The organism is Sphingomonas phyllosphaerae (assembly GCF_036946485.1).
GTDB classification, from domain to species: Bacteria; Pseudomonadota; Alphaproteobacteria; order Sphingomonadales; family Sphingomonadaceae; genus Sphingomonas; species Sphingomonas phyllosphaerae_E.
Genome location: NZ_JAQIJA010000001.1, coordinates 941,265 through 957,858, shown reverse-complemented (window position 1 = coordinate 957,858; position 16,594 = coordinate 941,265). Strand labels below are relative to the sequence as shown.

The following is a 16,594-nucleotide window of genomic DNA, read 5'->3' as shown; positions in this document are numbered from 1 at the left end:
GCTGCCCGCTACGAACGATGCCTCGTCGGGGTTCCGGCGAACGCCTCGCCGAGCGTCGAGATGACCCGGACATGGCGCGCAGCGATCGCCATCACGTCGTCGCCATAACCGCCGCCGACGGTGCAGGCGAGCGGGACGCCGTGAGCCATCGCCAGCCCCGCCACGAGCCGGTCGCGCCGCACCAGCCCCTCCTCGCTCAGCGCCAGCCGGCCGAGCCGATCTCCCGCGAACGGATCGACCCCGCCCTGATAGAGGATCAGCGTCGGCTGCCATTCGGCAATCATCGGCGCCAGCGTCTGCTCCAGCACCGCCAGATAGGGGTCGTCGCCGATCGCATCGGCCAGCGGCACGTCCAGCGTCGAACGCGCCTTGCGTGCGGGAAAATTCTTCTCGGCGTGGATCGAATAGGTCGCGATCTGCGGATGTCCGGCGGTCAGCGCGGCGGTCCCGTCGCCCTGATGCACGTCGACGTCGACGATCAGCACGCGCGCGGTCGTCCCTTCCTCGACCAGCCGGTGCGCGGCGATGGCGAGATCGTTGAACACGCAATAGCCCGCACCGGTGTCCGACAGCGCATGGTGGCTGCCCCCCGCGGTGTTCGCGGCGAAGCCATGTTCGAGCGCGAGCAAGGCGGCGAGATAGGTGCCGACGGGCACCATCTCCGCACGGCGCGCCACCACCGGTGTGACCGGGAAGCCGATCCGGCGCTCCTTGATCGCGGGCACCTGCGCCGACAGCACCTGATCGACATATTCGGGATCGTGGGTCGCCTCCAGCCAGACGCGTGGCATCGGATCGGGCACATGCCACGCGATCCGCTCGCCCTCCGCGCGCAGCAGATCGCGGATCGCCCCGTTCTTGCCCCAGCGATAGGTGCTGCGCGCCGGTGCCTCGGTAACGTAATCGGGATGGTGGACGATGGCGATCATCGACCTAAGATAGGTAACGGCCCGCCCGGGCAGGAGTAGTGGATGACCGAACCGACCATCGCCTCGCCAACGTTCGTTCGCCCGGACGTCGCCGCTTTCCTTGGCTATCTCAACAATCTGCCCGGTCCGCGCACGCATCAGATGACGGTGGCGGAGGCGCGCGCCGCGATGCTGGCGATGTGCGACGTCGCCGATCCGCCGCGCGGCGAACTGGCGGTCATGCGCGACATCGCGATCCCCGGGCCGGCCGGGCCGTTGCCCGCGCGGCTGTTCGGCGCGCGGGCATCCCGCGCGCCGGGGCCGGCGGTGGTCTTCTTCCATGGCGGCGGCTGGGTGGTGGGCAGCGTCGCCAGCCATGCAAGCCTGTGCGCGGAAATGGCGCGCCAGCTCGACCTGCCCGTGATCTCGGTCGATTACCGCCTCGCTCCCGAAGCACCCTTCCCGGCCGCCGCCGACGATGCCGAGGCGGCGGCGCGATGGCTGGCGGAGAGCCCGTCAGTGCTAGAACGCAACGTGACCGGACTGGTGCTGAGCGGTGACAGTGCAGGCGGCAACCTGGCGATCGTGACCAGCGTCGCGCTGCGCGACCGGCCCGCCGCGGTGCCGGTGATCGTACAGGCCCCGATCTACCCGGCCACCGATGCCACCCGTCACTATCCGTCGTTCGACGCCTTCTCGGAGGGTTACCTGCTCGCGCGCGAGACGATGGCGTGGTTCGGCGGCCATTATCGTCCTGACCCGGAAGATGCGCGCTTCTCGCCGCTGGTCGGGCAAGTCGACGGGTTGCCGCCGGCGGTGATCGTCGCGGCGGGGCTCGATCCGCTCCGCGATCAGGCGCGGGCCTATGCCGCGGCGCTCGCGCTCGCGGGGGTGCCGGTCACCTATCAGGAGGCGCGCGGCAACATCCATGGCTTTGCGACGCTGCGCCGCGCGATCCCGTCGAGCCAGCACGACCTCACCACCTTCCTGACCGCTGTCGCCGCCGCAGTCGCGGCAGCGGCGCGCGATATCGCAAAGACGGGGTCGGCGGGTTGAAGCGCCCCCGCCCGCGGCCTATGCGACCGGCATGACTGCGCCAGACTCCCTGCCCTATCGCCCATGCGCGGGCGTCATGCTCCTTAATCGCGACGGCAAGGTGTTCGTCGGACAGCGGCTCGATAACGTGCTGGAGGCGTGGCAAATGCCGCAGGGCGGGATTGATCCCGGCGAGGATGCGCAGGCAGCGGCGGTCCGCGAATTGTGGGAAGAGACCGGCGTGACCGAGGACAAGGTGACGCTGATCGCCGAGGCGCCCGAGGAATTGTTCTACGACCTGCCGCCCGAGATGATCGGCAAGGTGTGGAAGGGCAAGTATCGCGGGCAGCGGCAGCGCTGGTTCCTGTTCCGCTTCGACGGCGAGGATGCGGACATCCGCATCGACACACCGCACCCCGAATTCCGCGCGTGGCGCTGGGCGGAGCCGGTCGATCTTCCGCACCTGATCGTGCCGTTCAAGGCGCAATTGTACCGCGACGTGCTCGCCGCCTTTGCCCCGCATCTGCCGGGCGGCGTCGCCGCGGCACGCTGAACGGTCCCGGCGATGCTGGCGGTGCTGATCGCGACGATGGGGCTTGCCGCCGCGCCTGAGCCGGCGATCGCGCCGGCGCGGCGTCGTGCGACCGCCACGCGCCGCGCGCGTCGCCAGACCATGCTCGAACGCCCGGAACTGGAGGTGGAGCCCGTCTTCATCACCGCGCCCCCCGCTCGAGGTGCCCGAACCGGTCCTCAACGATGTCGGCGTGGCGCTCGGCAAGATACCGGGGCCGGAAATCTCGCCGGAGATGCGCGCGATGCTCGACGCGGCGATGCAGGCCGGCGACGAGGGCGGCGTCGATACATTGGTCAAATATGCCCGCGCCGGCGATCCGGGTTCACGCGATCTGGTGCTGCGCCGCGCGACCGAGTGGAAGGAAGCGCGCGCGCGGGCACGCAACGAGCGGGTGCGGCAGGCGAGCGCCTTTCAGCTATGGAGTGGGCGTGTCGAGGCGGGCGGGTTCGTCTCGACCGGCAATTCCGACGTCACCGGGCTCACCGGCGTCGCCGATCTGACGCGCGAGGGGCTGCGCTGGCGGCACCGCGTGATGGCGCAGGCCGATTTCCAGCGCACCGGTGGCGTCACCAGCCGCGAACGCTACGCGCTGGGTTATCAGCCGAACTACAAGATCAACGACCGCGGGTACATCTACGGCAACGGCCAGTACGAATCGGATCGCTTCCTGGGCTATTACAGCCGTTATTCGGGATCGATCGGTGCCGGTTACAGCGTGATCCGTCGCAACGGCCTGACGCTCGACATCGAAGTCGGACCGGCGTTCCGGCAAACCGATTTCACCGACCGCACGATGCAGGGCAGCCTTGCCGCGCGCGGCAGCGTGGAGCTGAACTGGACGTTGTTCAGCGGGCTGATCGCGACGCAGAGCGCGTCGGGTTACTGGGAGCGCTACAACAGCACGATCCGCAGCGTCTCGGCGATCGAGGCGAAGCTGCTCGGCCCGCTTTCGGCGCGGCTGTCGTACACGCTGCAATATGAAAGCGAGCCGCCGGTCGGACGCGTCACGACCGACACGACCAGCCGCGCGTCGCTGGTCTACGCCTTCTAGGCCGCTTGCCGGCCTGTGTTTCGTTTCGGCTAGCCTCCCGCTAGGGTGCGGGGATGAACAATCTTTCGCCCGGCGAACGGGCTTCCCTGGAGAGGATCGACGCCGGTGCGATGCTGGCGCGTGTCGAGCGTTGGGCCGCGATCAACAGCGGCACGCGCAATCTCGCCGGCTGTGCGGCGATGGCGGCCGAGCTGGCCGACGCCTTCGCGGCGCTGCCGGGCAGCGTGGAACTGATCGAACCCGCCGCAGTGGAGAGCGTCGCCGCAGACGGGCGGGTGGCGCAGGTCGCGCATGGCCGACACCTGCGCGTGTCGGTGCGGCCGGAGGCGCCGCTCCGGCTGTTGCTGACCGGGCATATGGACACGGTCTACCCGGCCGATCACCCGTTTCAGGCGCTGCACTGGCGCGAGCCCGGTATTCTCAACGGCCCCGGCGTGGCGGATATGAAGGGCGGTCTTTCGCTGATGCTGGAAGCGTTGCTGGCGATCGAGGCCGGCGGAACCCGGCTCGGCTATGATGTGATCGTCAATTCCGACGAGGAAACGGGATCGTTCTCCTCCGCGGCATTGCTGGCCGACGCGGCGGCGGGCAAGGTCGCGGCGCTTACCTATGAGCCGGCGTTGCCCGACGGGACGCTGGCGGGGGCGCGCGGCGGAACCGGCAATTTCTCGATCGTCGTTCACGGCCGCGCCGCTCATGCCGGGCGCAACCCGGAGGACGGCCGCAATGCGATCGTCGCCGCCGGCGCGCTGGCGGTGCGGTTGCACGCGGAACGCTCGCCACGGCTGGCCGTCAATCCGGCGCGGATCGATGGCGGGGGCCCCAACAATGTCGTCCCCGACCTAGCCGTGCTGCGCGTCAACTTCCGCCCCGCCGATCCCGCCGAGATTGCGCGCGCCCGCGCCGCGATCGACGCCGCGGTCGCTGCGGTGCAGACCGACCATGACGTCGCGATCGCGGTGCACGGCAGCTTCAACCGCCCGCCCAAGCCGATCGACGGCAACGCGGCGCGGCTGTTCGAACTGGTGCGCGGCGCGGGCGCCGATCTGGGGCAGCCGATCGCGTGGCGCGACACCGGCGGCGTGTGCGACGGCAACAACATCGCGGCGTGCGGCGTGCCGGTGGTCGATACGATGGGCGCGCGCGGCGGCGCGATCCATTCCGCCGACGAATTCCTGATCGTCGACAGCCTTGCCGAGCGCGCGGCGCTGTCGGTGGTGACGATGCTGCGACTGGCCGAAGGAGCGCTGGCATGACGTTCGTGATCCGCGCCGCCGATCGCAAGGATCTGTCGCACCTCTACGAGATGGCGAAGCTGACCGGCGGCGGGTTCACGAACCTGCCCCCGGACCGCAACGCACTGACCGCCAAGCTGGCGCGCAGCGCGCAGGCGTTCGGGCATGACGACAGCTCGCTTACCGACGAGTTGTTCGTGCTGATGCTGGAGAACAACGTCACCGGCGAGGTGCGCGGGACGTGCCAGTTGTTCACGCACGTCGGGCAGCAGCACCCCTTCTACAGCTACCGTCTGGGCACGCTGACCCAGCATAGCCGCGAGCTGTCGCGAACGTTCCGCGCCGAGATGCTGTCGCTGACCACCGATCTGGAAGGCGCGAGCGAGGTCGGCGGGCTGTTCCTCCACCCCGGTGAGCGTGCAGGCGGGTTGGGGCTGTTGCTCGCGCGGAGCCGCTATCTGTTCATCCGCGCGCACCGCGCACGCTTCGCCGACCGGACGCTGGCCGAGCTGCGCGGGGTGATCGACGAGGCGGGCGGCTCGCCGTTCTGGGATGGGCTCGCCGGACGGTTCTTCGGCATGGGCTTCCAGGAGGCCGACGAGTTCAACGCGGTGCATGGTCACCAATTCATCGCCGACCTGATGCCCAAGCATCCGATCTACACCGCGATGCTTTCGGACCATGCGCGCGCGTCGATCGGGCTGCCGCACCCTTCCGGCCGCGCGGCGATGCGGATGCTGGAGAATGAAGGGTTCGCCTACGAGAATTACATCGACATCTTCGATGGCGGCCCGACCATGACGGTGAAGACCGATCAGATCCGCACCGTGCGCGACGCGCAGGATGCGACGGTCGTGGCGGTTCGCGAAGGGGGCACGATTGAGGCGCTGGTCGCGACCGGACGCCTCGCGGACTTCCGCTGCGCCTACGCCCGGATCGGGACGGCCGAGGGCGGTGTCGTGCTGGACCCCGCCGCCGCCACGGCGCTACGGCTGCGCGAAGGCGACCGCGTGAGCTGGATCGGACGGATATGATACGCGAGATCAACTTCGACGGGATCGTCGGCCCCAGCCACAATTACGCCGGGCTGAGCCCCGGCAATCTCGCCGCCACCGCCAATGCCGGACAGGTCGCGCACCCGCGCGCCGCGGCGTTGCAGGGCGTGGCGAAGATGCGCGCCAACCTCGCGCTCGGGCTGGTGCAGGGCGTGCTGATCCCCCCGCCCCGCCCGGACCACGACTGGCTGGCGCGGCTCGCGATCGACTATGATGCGGCGCCCGCGCACCTGAAGGCACAGGCGCTGTCCGCCTCCGCGATGTGGGCCGCCAATGCCGCGACCGTCTCCCCCGCGCCCGATACCGCGGACGGGCGCTGCCACCTGACCGTCGCCAATCTGGTGACCATGCCGCATCGCAGCCATGAGTGGCGCGCGACACTGGCGCAATTGCAGGTCGCCTTCGCGGATCCCGCCCAGTTCGTCGTGCAGCCGCCGGTCTTGCCGCCGTTCGGCGACGAAGGGGCGGCCAACCACATGCGATTGTGTACGGCGCACGATGCACCGGGCGTGGAGGTCTTCGTCTATGGCGTGGCGGGCGGAACCTTCCCCGCGCGCCAGCACGTCGAGGCCAGTCGCGCGGTCGCGCGGCACCACAAGCTCGATCCGGCGCGGACGCTGTTCGTCGAGCAATCGGCGGAGGCGATCGCGGCCGGCGCATTTCACAACGACGTGGTCGCGGTGGCCAATGAGCGCATCCTGCTGGCGCACGAACAGGCGTTCGCGGATCGCGACGGTTTCTACGCCGATCTCCGCCGCCTGCTGCCGGAGGTCGAGATCGTCGAGGTGCCGGCGTCGGAGGTCAGCCTGGCGGACGCGATCGGTTCCTATCTGTTCAACGCGCAGCTGGTCACTCCGCCCGATGGCGTGCCGACGCTGATCGTCCCCGAAGAAGCGCGCGCCAACCCGCGCGTCTGGCGATGGATCGAGGCGCATCTGGCGGGCAACGGGCCGATCCGGCGCGTCGAGGTGGTGGATGTCCGCGAGTCGATGGCCAATGGCGGTGGCCCGGCGTGTCTGCGGCTGCGCGTCGTCTGCGATCCGGCGACGGTCGATTCCCGCTTCCTCGTCGACGAGCGGCGGCTCGACCGGATCGCGGCGGTGATCGAACGCCACTGGCCCGAGGCGATCGCGCCGGACGATCTCGGCGACCCGGCGTTGCTGGAGCGGATCGCAACCGCCCGCACCGCCCTGATCGAGGAACTGGGTCTGGCGGAGCTGCGGGCATGACCGGGCGCTGGCAGCGCTGGTGGCGCGGCTTCGCGCGGCTGTTCGTCGTCAAGACGAAGTTCGAGGCGTTCATGCTGATCTACGCCATCGCCACCGGGGCGGTCGAACGCGGGATGACGTACCTGCATCGCTTCCCTGGCACCCCCGGCTGGATCATGTTCGGGGCCTGTACGATCGTCGTGTTCATGGCCGGGGGCAAGATCATCGACGGTGTGGAACGGGACGCCGCTGCCTGACGCAAACGTCACTTGATATGTTGTAACATGGTGTTATGGCGAACCCATAAGGGAGTCGTCCATGAAGACCATGTTGTTTGCCGCGGTGGCGCTCGCCCCGCTTGCCTTGCCCGCCGCCGCCCAGACCGGCACGACGGGTCGTCAGTCCGATCCGCATCGCTCAGACGAAGTGATCGTGACCGCGCCGATTCAGACCAGCGAGACCGACGTCCTGCAAGGCACCTCGGTGCTGACCGGCGCGAACCTGACGCGCGAGTTGCGCCCGACAATCGGCGAAACGCTCGCCCGCCTGCCGGGTGTGTCCGCGACGTCCTTCGGCCCAAACGCGTCCCGACCGATCCTGCGCGGCTTCCAGGGCGACCGTATCCGCGTGCTGACCGATGGGATCGGCTCGATCGACGTGTCGAACACCTCGGTCGACCATGCGGTGGTGATCGATCCGCTGCTCGCCGAGCGCGTCGAGGTGCTGCGCGGACCGGCCGCGCTGTTGTACGGATCGTCGGCGGTCGGCGGTGTGGTCAACGTCGTCGACCGGCGCATTCCGCGCGCCCTGCCGGAGAACGGCTATCGCGTCGATGCGATCGGCACCTATGGCAGCGCGGCGAACGAGCGCTCGATCGGCGGCGCGGCGGACGTGACGGCGGTCGGCCCGATCGTGCTGCACGTCGACGGCTCCTATCTGAAGGCCGACGACCTGCGCACCGGCGGGTTCATCCTGTCGCGCGCGGCGCGTCGGGCGTCGCTGGCGCTGGCCGGCGCGCCGCAGGACGGGGATGAGCCGATCGATTTCGCCGCGAACGCCGCGCTGAGCGGCAAGCTGCCCAATAGCGGGGCGGAGACGTGGACCGCCGGTGCGGGCGCGTCGATCATCACCGATGGCGGGATGCTCGGCGTCTCCTATGGCCATTACGACAGCCTGTACGGTGTGCCGGTCCGCTATGCGACCGCGCTGGGGCAGGAGCAGGAAGCGCCGCGGCTCGATGTCGTGCAGAACCGCTACGATCTGCGCGCCGAGGTGACGCCGCATGGTGCGCTGATCGACGCGATCCGTATCCGCGCGGCCCACGCCAATTACCGGCATTTCGAGCTGGAGGAGGACGGTTCGGTCGGCACCGCCTTCTACAACAAGGGGCTGGAGGCCCGGCTCGAGGTGGTTCAGGCGAAGCGCGGCGCGTGGCAGGGCGCCAGCGGCGTGCAATATTTCAGCCGCGCCTTCGACGTGGTCGGTGACGAGGCGTTCCTGCCCCGCAACCAGACCGAGCAGACCGGGCTCTTCACGCTCCAGCAATATGAGGATGGCCGGTTCAAGGCCGAGGGCGGGCTACGCTACGAACACACCCGGCTGACGGCCGATCCCGGCTTCCGCGAAGGGACCGAGCGCTTCACCGGCGCGGATCGCAGCTTCGGAACATGGTCGGGCTCGCTGGGCGCGGCCTATACGCTGGCTGAGGGCGTGCGCGTCGGGTTGAACGGGTCGCGCACCGCGCGCGCACCGTCGGCAGAAGAGCTGTTCGCCAACGGTCCGCACGCGGGCACGCAGGCATATGAGCTGGGCAATCCAGACTTCCGCGCGGAAACGTCCTGGGGACTGGAAGCGACGCTCCACGCGCACAACCAGATCTTCAGCCTGGATGCGTCGGCCTATTACAACTGGTTCGACAATTACATCTATGAGTCGCAGGTCGCGCCCGAGGCGTGCGTGACCGCGGCGCAGGGCGAGGTGGAGTTGCCGTGCTTCCGCTACGATCAGGCCAAGGCGCGCTATTACGGGTTCGAGGCGGATGCGTCGGCGCGGCTGGCGACGATCGGCACGCATGTGATCACCGCCGACCTGCTCGGCGATTACGTCCATGCCGAGGTGGTCGACCGTGGACCGGTGCCGCGCATCCCGCCGCTGCGTCTGCTGGGCGGGATCGAGGCGCGCAACGACACCAGCGGCGCACGCATCGAGGTGGAGCGCGCCTTCGCGCAGAACCGCACCGCGCCGTTCGAGACGCGCACCGACGGCTATACGATGGTCAACGCGTCGCTGTCCTTCCATCCGTGGGGCGGCAGCGACCGGCGCAGCATCCTCTTGGCGGCGAACAACATCTTCGACGTCGAGGCGCGCCGCGCCGCGAGCGTGCTGAAGGACTTCGCGCCGCTGGCCGGCCGCGACGTGCGGGTGACGTTCCGCGTGGGGATTTAGAGTCCATCGACATTCACCGCCCCCCTCCCTCGTCATCCCGGACTTGATCCGGGATCCCGCTTTCGCTGCGGCTGCCGAAGAAGCGGGGCTCCGGATCAAGTCCGGGGCGACGAAAGAAGGAGGCTGACGATCCACCAAATGACCGGTCAGTCATGAGAATACCGAATGTCGATCGGCCCTCGATCATGATGATGTGAGGTCGACGGTATCGCTGTCATTGCGAGCGCAGCGAAGCAATCCAGCGCCGGACCAGGATGACCTGGATTGCTTCGCTGCGCTCGCAATGACGACCAACTTGACGTCACCGCGCTCGGCAGATTGTCGCCCCCCGGCTTTGGTCCGGGACGTCGGCTCAAATCGCGCGCGCGTAGATGAGGTCGTCGTGCCAGGTCGCACCGACGAGAAAGCGGCGCGTCCCCGCCACCGCGAAGCCCTGCTTTTCGTAGAACCGCTGCGCGCGCCTGTTGCCACCGTACACGCCGAGCAGAAGCCGGCGGTGTCCGGCCGAGCGCGCGTCGTCGATCGCCCTTGCCATTAATGCCGGACCGAGACCGGTGCCGTGCGTCGGGAAGAGCGCGTAGATGCGCTTGAGTTCGATGTCGCCCGGCTCCGGCGCGATCGGCAGATCAGGCGCGGTGAGCAGGCTGTAGCCGATCGGCGCACCGCCCGCTTGCGCGGCGGCCAGCGTCGCGATCGCGCCTCCGGCCAGATACGCCTCGAACGCCGCGGCGCTGCTGTTGCGGGTGACGTGCGCGATGATGTCGGCGCCGTCGAGGATACCCGCGAACGCTTCGAGAAAGGTGGCGCCCGCTACCAGCGCGAGCGCGGCGGCATCCGCCGGCCCCGCACGGTGCAGGCGCCACGTCATGTCAGCCGACGATTTCTTCCGGCTTGAAGAAGTACGCGATCTCGATCGCGGCATTCTCGTCCGAGTCCGAACCGTGGACGGTGTTCGCCTCGATCGACTCGGCCAGTTCCTTGCGGATCGTGCCGGGTGCGGCGTTCTCGGGGTTGGTCGCGCCCATGATGTCGCGGTTGCGCTGCATGGCGTTCTCGCCTTCCAGCACCTGCACGACGACCGGGCCCGAGGTCATGAAGCTGACCAGATCGTTGAAGAACGGACGCTCCTTGTGGACCGCGTAGAAGCCCTCGGCCTGCTCCTTGGTCATCTGGATGCGCTTGGACGCGACGACGCGCAGGCCGGCCTCCTCCAGCATCTTGGTGACGGCGCCGGTCAGGTTGCGGCGCGTGGCATCGGGCTTGATGATCGAGAAGGTACGGTTCGCGGCCATGACGGTCACGGGCTCCTGAAATGAATAGGATGGAAGTGGCGTCGCCCTAGGCGGGTGCGGGCGGCGATGCAAGCGAGGGCTCAGGCCGCCTGTTCCCAGCGCCCCGCGTCGTTCTGCTTCCAATAGCGTCGCTCAACCCCGTCACGCGCGGCCAGTTCCTTCCACGCCGCGCGCGCGGCGCGGATGTGTTCCTCGTCGAAGAAGTGGAAAGCACGGTCGAAATCCAGCGCCGCGTCGCGCCACTCGCCGTCGACCAGCGCGATGTGGCGGGCGCGATTGGCGGGGTTGACGTCGGCGGCGATCAGGATCGGCTGGCGCTCGTCCGCCGCACCACCCTGTTGCGCGTGCGGCAGGAAACTGTCGCGCGCATAGTTCCACAACAGCCGGTCGAGCGTGACGCGCCGCTCTTCATCGGCGGCGACGATCAGCAACCGCGCGCCCGACGCCACCACCTTCGCCGCGATCTGCGGAAGCGCACGCTCAAGCGGCATCCGGGTCAGATGGTAGAAGTCGACCTGCACCTTCCCGCCTCAGCTCTCGCAGGTATCGGCGACGAACCGGTCGAGGACGCGCACGCCGTAACCGGTTGCGCCCTTGGCCCAGGTCGGGCCGTCCTTGTCCGCCCACACCATGCCGGCGATGTCGAGATGCGCCCAGGCGACGCCCTCGTCGACGAAGCGCTGCAGGAACTGCGCGGCGGTGATCGACCCCGCACCGCGCGGCCCGACGTTCTTCACGTCGGCGATCGGCGAGTCGATCAGCTTGTCGTAGGCGTCCGAAAGCGGGAAGCGCCACAATTTGTCGCCGGTGGCGAGGCCCGCCGCCAGCAGTTGGCCGGCGAGCGTATCGTCGTTGCTGAACAACCCGCCATATTCGTTACCGAGCGCGACGATCATGGCCCCGGTCAGCGTCGCAAGGTCCACGATACGCGTCGGCTTATGGGTATTTTGGACCCAGGTGATGCAATCGCACAGCACCAGCCGGCCCTCGGCATCGGTGTTGATGACCTCGATCGTCTGCCCCGACATGCTGGTGACGACGTCACCGGGACGCTGCGCATTGCCGTCGGGCATGTTCTCGACGAGGCCCATGACGCCGATGACGTTGGCTTTTGCCTTGCGCGCGGCGAGCGTCAGCATCGCGCCGGCGACCGCCGCCGCGCCGCCCATGTCCCACTTCATGTCCTCCATGCCCGCGGCCGGCTTGATCGAAATCCCGCCAGTATCAAAGGTTACGCCCTTCCCGACCAGCGCGGTCAGCGGCGCGTCGTCCCCGGCGCCGCTCCACTTGAGCGCGAGCACCTGCGCCTCACGCCGCGAGCCCTGCGACACGCCGAGCAGCGCACCCGCGCCGAGTTTGGCGAGTTCCTTCTCGCCGAGCACGGTCACCTCGAGCCCGAGCCCATCGACGGCTTCCAGCACCCGCGCGACGAAGCTCTCCGGATAGAGGATGTTCGGCGGCAGCGTCGCGAGCGTGCGCGCCAGCCCCAGCCCGCGCGTCACCGCCTCGCGCCCGGTCCACTCGGCGTCGTCGCCGACGATCGTCACAGCGGTCAGCGTCGGCTTCTGCTTCTCGGGGAGCTTGGTGCGATATTCGTCGAACCGCCAGGCGCGCTGCGCCACACCCGCCGCGAAGCGTGCCGCAGCGAGCGCGGGCGCGCCGTGCAGATCGGCAACCGCACTGGTGACGCCTGAGGTGAGCAGCCGCGCCGTCAACGCGCCGCCCGCGCGTTCGAACGCCGCATCGTCGCCGCTGCCGACGCCCAGCAACAGCACGCGCTGCGTCCCCTGTCCCGCGACCACGAACGCCTCCGCGACGCTGCCCGCCTCGCCGGTGAAGCGCTGCCCTGCCGCGGCGGCCGTCAGCAGCGCATCTGCGCCGTCGATCAATCCGGCCAGGGGCGCATCCTTGCGGACCGGCAGCGCCAGCACCGCGGCATCGGCGGGACGGTCGGCGGTGAAGGCGATCTGCATTCCTGTATCCTCTTGCAACATGCCGCCTACCTAGGCACCGCCCGGTGAAATGGCAAAGCGTTGCAGGCCAGGCGTGGCGATGCGATAGGCGGCAGAGGCGTGGCCGCCATTCCCGGTCGGTCGCGCAAACGGGGCAACGACGACGACGTGATGCGTTTCGATCTTCTCGCCGGCGCTGCGCTGTGTCTGGCGCTGGCCGCACCGGCCGCAGCGCAGTCGCTTCAGGACCGTGCAGGCAGTGCGCCCGCCCCTGCCCCGGTGGGGGCTGCCGGCTCCACCGACAGCGATCAGGTGCAGTTCAGCGCGGGCGCGCTCGAATATGATTACAACGCCGATGTCGTGACCGCGACCGGCGAGGTACGGATGACGCGCGCCGGTGAGCGGTTGCGTGCCGAAAAGGTCGTTTGGAACCGCAAGAGCGGGAAGGTCGTCGCAACCGGCAATGTCGCGGTGACCAATCCGCAGGGGGACGTGGCCTATGGCGATTCGATCGAGCTGACCGACACGCTGAAGGACGGTCTGGTCGACAATCTGCTGGTCGTGCTGGAGCAAGGCGGGCGACTGGCGGCGGTGCGCGGGGTGCGCGAGGCGGACGGGACGATGAACCTCGACCGCGCCGTCTATTCGCCATGTGCCGTCACCGGATCGGACGGATGCCCGCGCGAGCCGACGTGGAAGATCACCGCGGTCAAGGTCATCTACCGCCCCGACAAGGAGCGCGTCTATTACGAGGGCGCACGCTTTCACCTGTTCGGGCTGACCAGCCCGGCGTTGCCGCGCTTCAGCAATTCGGTCGCCGCGAGCAACGACACCGGGCTGCTGACGCCGTCGATCGGGCTGACGCGGCTGAACGGCGCCGAGTTGGTGCTGCCGTTCAATCTGGCGCTCAGCCCCAACCAGTCGCTGGTCCTCGCGCCACACATCTTCACCTCCGAAGTGCCGATGATGGAGGCGCGCTACAGCGGACTGAACGAGCTGGGCGCGTACTCCATCCGCGGCTTCGCGACGAGCAGCCGACGGACGCAGAACCTTGCCGACGTCACCACATCGGATACCGAGCGCGCGTTCCGCGGCTATCTGGACGGTGCCGGGCGCTTCCAGTTCGATCCGAACTGGAGCCTGTCGGGCTCGCTGCGGCTGGTGACCGATCGAACCTTCCTGCGCCGTTACGACATCTCGAACGAGGACCGGCTGCGCACGACGCTGGCGCTGGAGCGGGTCGACCCGAACAGCTATCTGTCGATCGCCGGCTGGGCGGTGCAGACGCTGCGGGTCGGTGATCGGCAAGGGATGCAGCCCGTGGCGCTGCCCGAGATCGACTATCGCCGCCGCGTGCCCGACGCACTGCTCGGGGGAACGTTGCAAATCCAGCTCAACTCGCTGGCGATCGGCCGCAAGGCCGGCCAGGACACGCAGCGCGCGTTCGGCAGCGCGCGCTGGGACTGGCGCGGGATCACGGTGCTGGGACAGGAGGTGACGCTGACCGCGTTCGGCCGCGCCGACGCCTATGACACGCAGAACGTCGCCGCGACTTCGATCGCCAGCTATCGCGGGATCGAAGGTTTCCAGACGCGCTTCATCGGCGCGCTGGCGGCGGACGTCCGCTGGCCGTTCGTCGGCGAGCTGTTCGGCGGGTTCCAGCGCTTCACGCCGCGCGTTCAGATCGTCGCCACGCCCAAGACGCGCAATATCCAGGTCCCGAACGAGGATGCGCGGGCGGTCGACCTGGAGGATTCCAATCTGTTCGCGCTCAACCGCTTCTCCGGTTACGATCGGTGGGAGGACTCGAGCCGCATCACCTACGGCGCGGAATGGGCGCTGGATCTCGACCGCGTCGCCATCTCGGCGAACGTCGGGCAGAGCTATCGCCTGAATGAGCGGCCGAGCATCCTTCCGGACGGCACCGGCCTTTCGGACCGGTTCTCCGATATCGTCGGGCGAACCAACATCCGTTTCGGCGAGCTGGTGACGCTCACCCATCGCTACCGGATCGACAAGGACAATTTCTCGATCCGTCGCAACGAGATCGATGCGACCGTCGGCACGCGCCAGACCTATGCCACCGTCGGCTATCTGCGGCTCAATCGCGATATCGACGTGCTGGAGGATTTGCAGGACCGCGAGGAAGTGCGCGTCGGCGGGCGCGTCGGGGTCACGCGCTTCTGGTCGGTATGGGGCTCGGCGATCGTCGACCTCACCAATCGTGCGGAAGACCCGCTGTCGACCTCGGACGGTTTCTCGCCGATCCGCCATCGGCTCGGCGTCGCCTATGAGGACGATTGCCTCAATCTGGGGCTGGCGTGGAAGCGGGATTACCGCAACGTCGGTGACGCGCGCAGCGGCAACAGCTATCTGTTGACGCTTTCCTTGAAGAACCTCGGCCGCTAAGCCGCGGTTCAGTTGTTTTCCGGCACAAACGCCGTGGCGGCGACAGGCGCACCTCATCGGGATTTCGAGACGCACGTGATGATCAAGACAAAGGGCGCGGCGCTGACCCGCCGGTTGCTGGGGACGATCGTGGCGCTGGGCGTGACGGGTGCGGCCCTGGCCCAGGATGCCGAACCCCGCGACGCGACGGGTCTGAATCTGCCGAAGGATCTGCAGATTTTCGGCAAGGTCGATCCGAACGTCCGCAAGGCGACCGCCATCGTCAACGAAGCGATCATCACCGGCACCGACGTCGACCAGCGCGTGAATTTCATCGCAGCGGCGAACAATGCCAAGCTGAATGCCGAGGAGCGCGAGAAGCTGCAATTGCAGGTGCTGCGCCAGCTGATCGACGAGACGCTGCAGATCCAGCAGGCGAAGGTGGCGGATATTACCGTCACGAAGGCCGAGATCGATCAGGCCTATGCCGGTGTCGCACGCAACCTGCAGAAGACGCCTGCGCAACTGACCACCTGGCTGCGCGAACAGGGATCGTCGGATCGCTCGCTGCGTCGCCAGATCGAAGGCGAGCTGGCCTGGAACCGCTATCTGAGCAAGCGCGTCGAACCGTTCGTCAACGTCGGCGACGAAGAGGTGAAGGCGATCCTCGACCGGCTGGAAGCCGCGAAGGGCACCGAAGAATATCACCTCAACGAAATCTACCTCGCGGCGACGCCCGATCGCCAGCAGCAGGTGTTTGACAACAGCAAGCAGTTGATCGCCGAGATCAGCAAGGGCCAGGCGCCTTTCAGCTATTTCGCGCGCAACTTCTCGGAGGCGTCGACCCGCGGCGTCGGCGGCGATCTGGGCTGGGTGCGTGCCGCTCAGTTGCCGGGGCCGCTCGCCGAGACGGCGCAGACGATGCAGGTCGGGCAGGTCGCCGGGCCGGTCGCGACGCCGGGCGGGTTCTCGATCCTGTATCTGGTCGACAAACGACAGGTGCTGACCGCCGATCCGCGCGACGCACGGCTGAGCCTGAAGCAGCTCACGATCAAATTCCCCGCCGGCACCACGCAGGCGCAGGCGACGGAGCGCACCAGCGCCTTCGCCACTGCGATCCAGAAGCTTCAGGGCTGTGGTTCGGTGGCGAAGGTCGCCGCATCGCTTAACGCCGAGGTGGTCGACAATGACGCGATCCGCATCCGCGACTTGCCCCCGCCGTTGCAGGCGATCATGCTGAAGCTGCAGGTCGGCCAGGCGACGCCGCCGTTCGGCTCGCCGACCGAGGGCGTTCGCACGCTGGTGATGTGCGGCCGCGACGAAGCGCAGGGCGGGCAGTTGCCGGGCGCGCAGCAGATCCAGAGCCAGCTCGAGCAGCAGCGCGTCAACCTTCGCGCGCAGCAGGCGCTCCGTGATCTGCGTCGCGACGCGGTGATCGAGTATCGCTGAGC

General features: G+C 68.4%; 15 protein-coding genes. 10 read left to right on the top strand and 5 right to left on the bottom strand.

Annotation, left to right across the window (positions count from 1 at the left end):
* Positions 1 to 8: 8 nt before the first annotated feature.
* A complete protein-coding gene (locus PGN16_RS04670) occupies positions 9 to 929 on the bottom strand; it encodes a histone deacetylase family protein (protein WP_335308229.1) in 921 nt (306 codons plus the stop codon).
* A gap of 42 nt (positions 930 to 971) precedes the next feature.
* Here PGN16_RS04670 and PGN16_RS04665 point away from each other — a divergent pair, with 42 nt between their 5' ends.
* The 8 genes from PGN16_RS04665 to PGN16_RS04630 all read left to right on the top strand — a co-directional run bounded on the left by PGN16_RS04665 (position 972) and on the right by PGN16_RS04630 (position 9,511).
* Positions 972 to 1,964, top strand: a complete 993-nt coding sequence (locus tag PGN16_RS04665) for an alpha/beta hydrolase (protein ID WP_335308228.1) — start codon at positions 972 to 974, stop codon at positions 1,962 to 1,964.
* A gap of 31 nt (positions 1,965 to 1,995) precedes the next feature.
* Entirely contained in the window at positions 1,996 to 2,496 is a 501-nt protein-coding gene (locus PGN16_RS04660; protein ID WP_335308227.1) for an RNA pyrophosphohydrolase, read from the top strand.
* Positions 2,497 to 2,677: 181 nt separating this feature from the next.
* Complete coding sequence (locus tag PGN16_RS04655; RefSeq protein WP_335308226.1) at positions 2,678 to 3,568, top strand: DUF481 domain-containing protein; 891 nt, start codon at positions 2,678 to 2,680, stop codon at positions 3,566 to 3,568.
* 53 nt (positions 3,569 to 3,621) lie between these two features.
* Entirely contained in the window at positions 3,622 to 4,824 is a 1,203-nt protein-coding gene (locus tag PGN16_RS04650) for a hydrolase (RefSeq protein ID WP_335308225.1), read from the top strand.
* Positions 4,821 to 5,837: an arginine N-succinyltransferase gene (locus PGN16_RS04645; protein ID WP_335308224.1), complete on the top strand. Its 1,017-nt coding sequence runs from the start codon at positions 4,821 to 4,823 to the stop codon at positions 5,835 to 5,837. The genes PGN16_RS04650 and PGN16_RS04645 overlap by 4 nt, the downstream gene beginning before the upstream one ends.
* Entirely contained in the window at positions 5,834 to 7,087 is a 1,254-nt protein-coding gene (locus tag PGN16_RS04640; RefSeq protein ID WP_335308223.1) for an N-succinylarginine dihydrolase, read from the top strand. The genes PGN16_RS04645 and PGN16_RS04640 overlap by 4 nt, the downstream gene beginning before the upstream one ends.
* Entirely contained in the window at positions 7,084 to 7,323 is a 240-nt protein-coding gene (locus PGN16_RS04635) for a hypothetical protein (RefSeq protein ID WP_335308222.1), read from the top strand. The genes PGN16_RS04640 and PGN16_RS04635 overlap by 4 nt, the downstream gene beginning before the upstream one ends.
* A gap of 61 nt (positions 7,324 to 7,384) precedes the next feature.
* Positions 7,385 to 9,511 (top strand): TonB-dependent receptor, encoded by a 2,127-nt coding sequence (locus PGN16_RS04630; protein ID WP_335308221.1) that lies wholly within the window; start codon positions 7,385 to 7,387, stop codon positions 9,509 to 9,511.
* A gap of 352 nt (positions 9,512 to 9,863) precedes the next feature.
* Here the strand turns inward: PGN16_RS04630 and PGN16_RS04625 are convergent, their stop codons facing one another.
* From PGN16_RS04625 to PGN16_RS04610, 4 genes are all read right to left on the bottom strand, one after another.
* Entirely contained in the window at positions 9,864 to 10,379 is a 516-nt protein-coding gene (locus PGN16_RS04625) for a GNAT family N-acetyltransferase (RefSeq protein ID WP_335308220.1), read from the bottom strand.
* Between the two features lies 1 nt (position 10,380).
* The gene (gene ndk / locus PGN16_RS04620; protein WP_066707774.1) at positions 10,381 to 10,803 is read right to left on the bottom strand and encodes a nucleoside-diphosphate kinase; all 423 of its coding nucleotides are present in this window, start codon (positions 10,801 to 10,803) and stop codon (positions 10,381 to 10,383) included.
* Between the two features lie 80 nt (positions 10,804 to 10,883).
* Positions 10,884 to 11,324, bottom strand: coding sequence for a DNA polymerase III subunit chi (locus PGN16_RS04615; RefSeq protein WP_335308219.1), 441 nt, complete (start codon positions 11,322 to 11,324; stop codon positions 10,884 to 10,886).
* Positions 11,325 to 11,333: 9 nt separating this feature from the next.
* A complete protein-coding gene (locus tag PGN16_RS04610) occupies positions 11,334 to 12,776 on the bottom strand; it encodes a leucyl aminopeptidase (protein WP_335308218.1) in 1,443 nt (480 codons plus the stop codon).
* 150 nt (positions 12,777 to 12,926) lie between these two features.
* Between PGN16_RS04610 and PGN16_RS04605 the strand changes: the two genes are divergently transcribed.
* Together PGN16_RS04605 and PGN16_RS04600 are read left to right on the top strand one after the other, a co-directional pair.
* Positions 12,927 to 15,164: an LPS-assembly protein LptD gene (locus PGN16_RS04605; protein ID WP_335308217.1), complete on the top strand. Its 2,238-nt coding sequence runs from the start codon at positions 12,927 to 12,929 to the stop codon at positions 15,162 to 15,164.
* Positions 15,165 to 15,242: 78 nt separating this feature from the next.
* Complete coding sequence (locus tag PGN16_RS04600) at positions 15,243 to 16,592, top strand: peptidylprolyl isomerase (RefSeq protein ID WP_335308387.1); 1,350 nt, start codon at positions 15,243 to 15,245, stop codon at positions 16,590 to 16,592.
* The last annotated feature ends 2 nt before the right edge of the window (positions 16,593 to 16,594 follow it).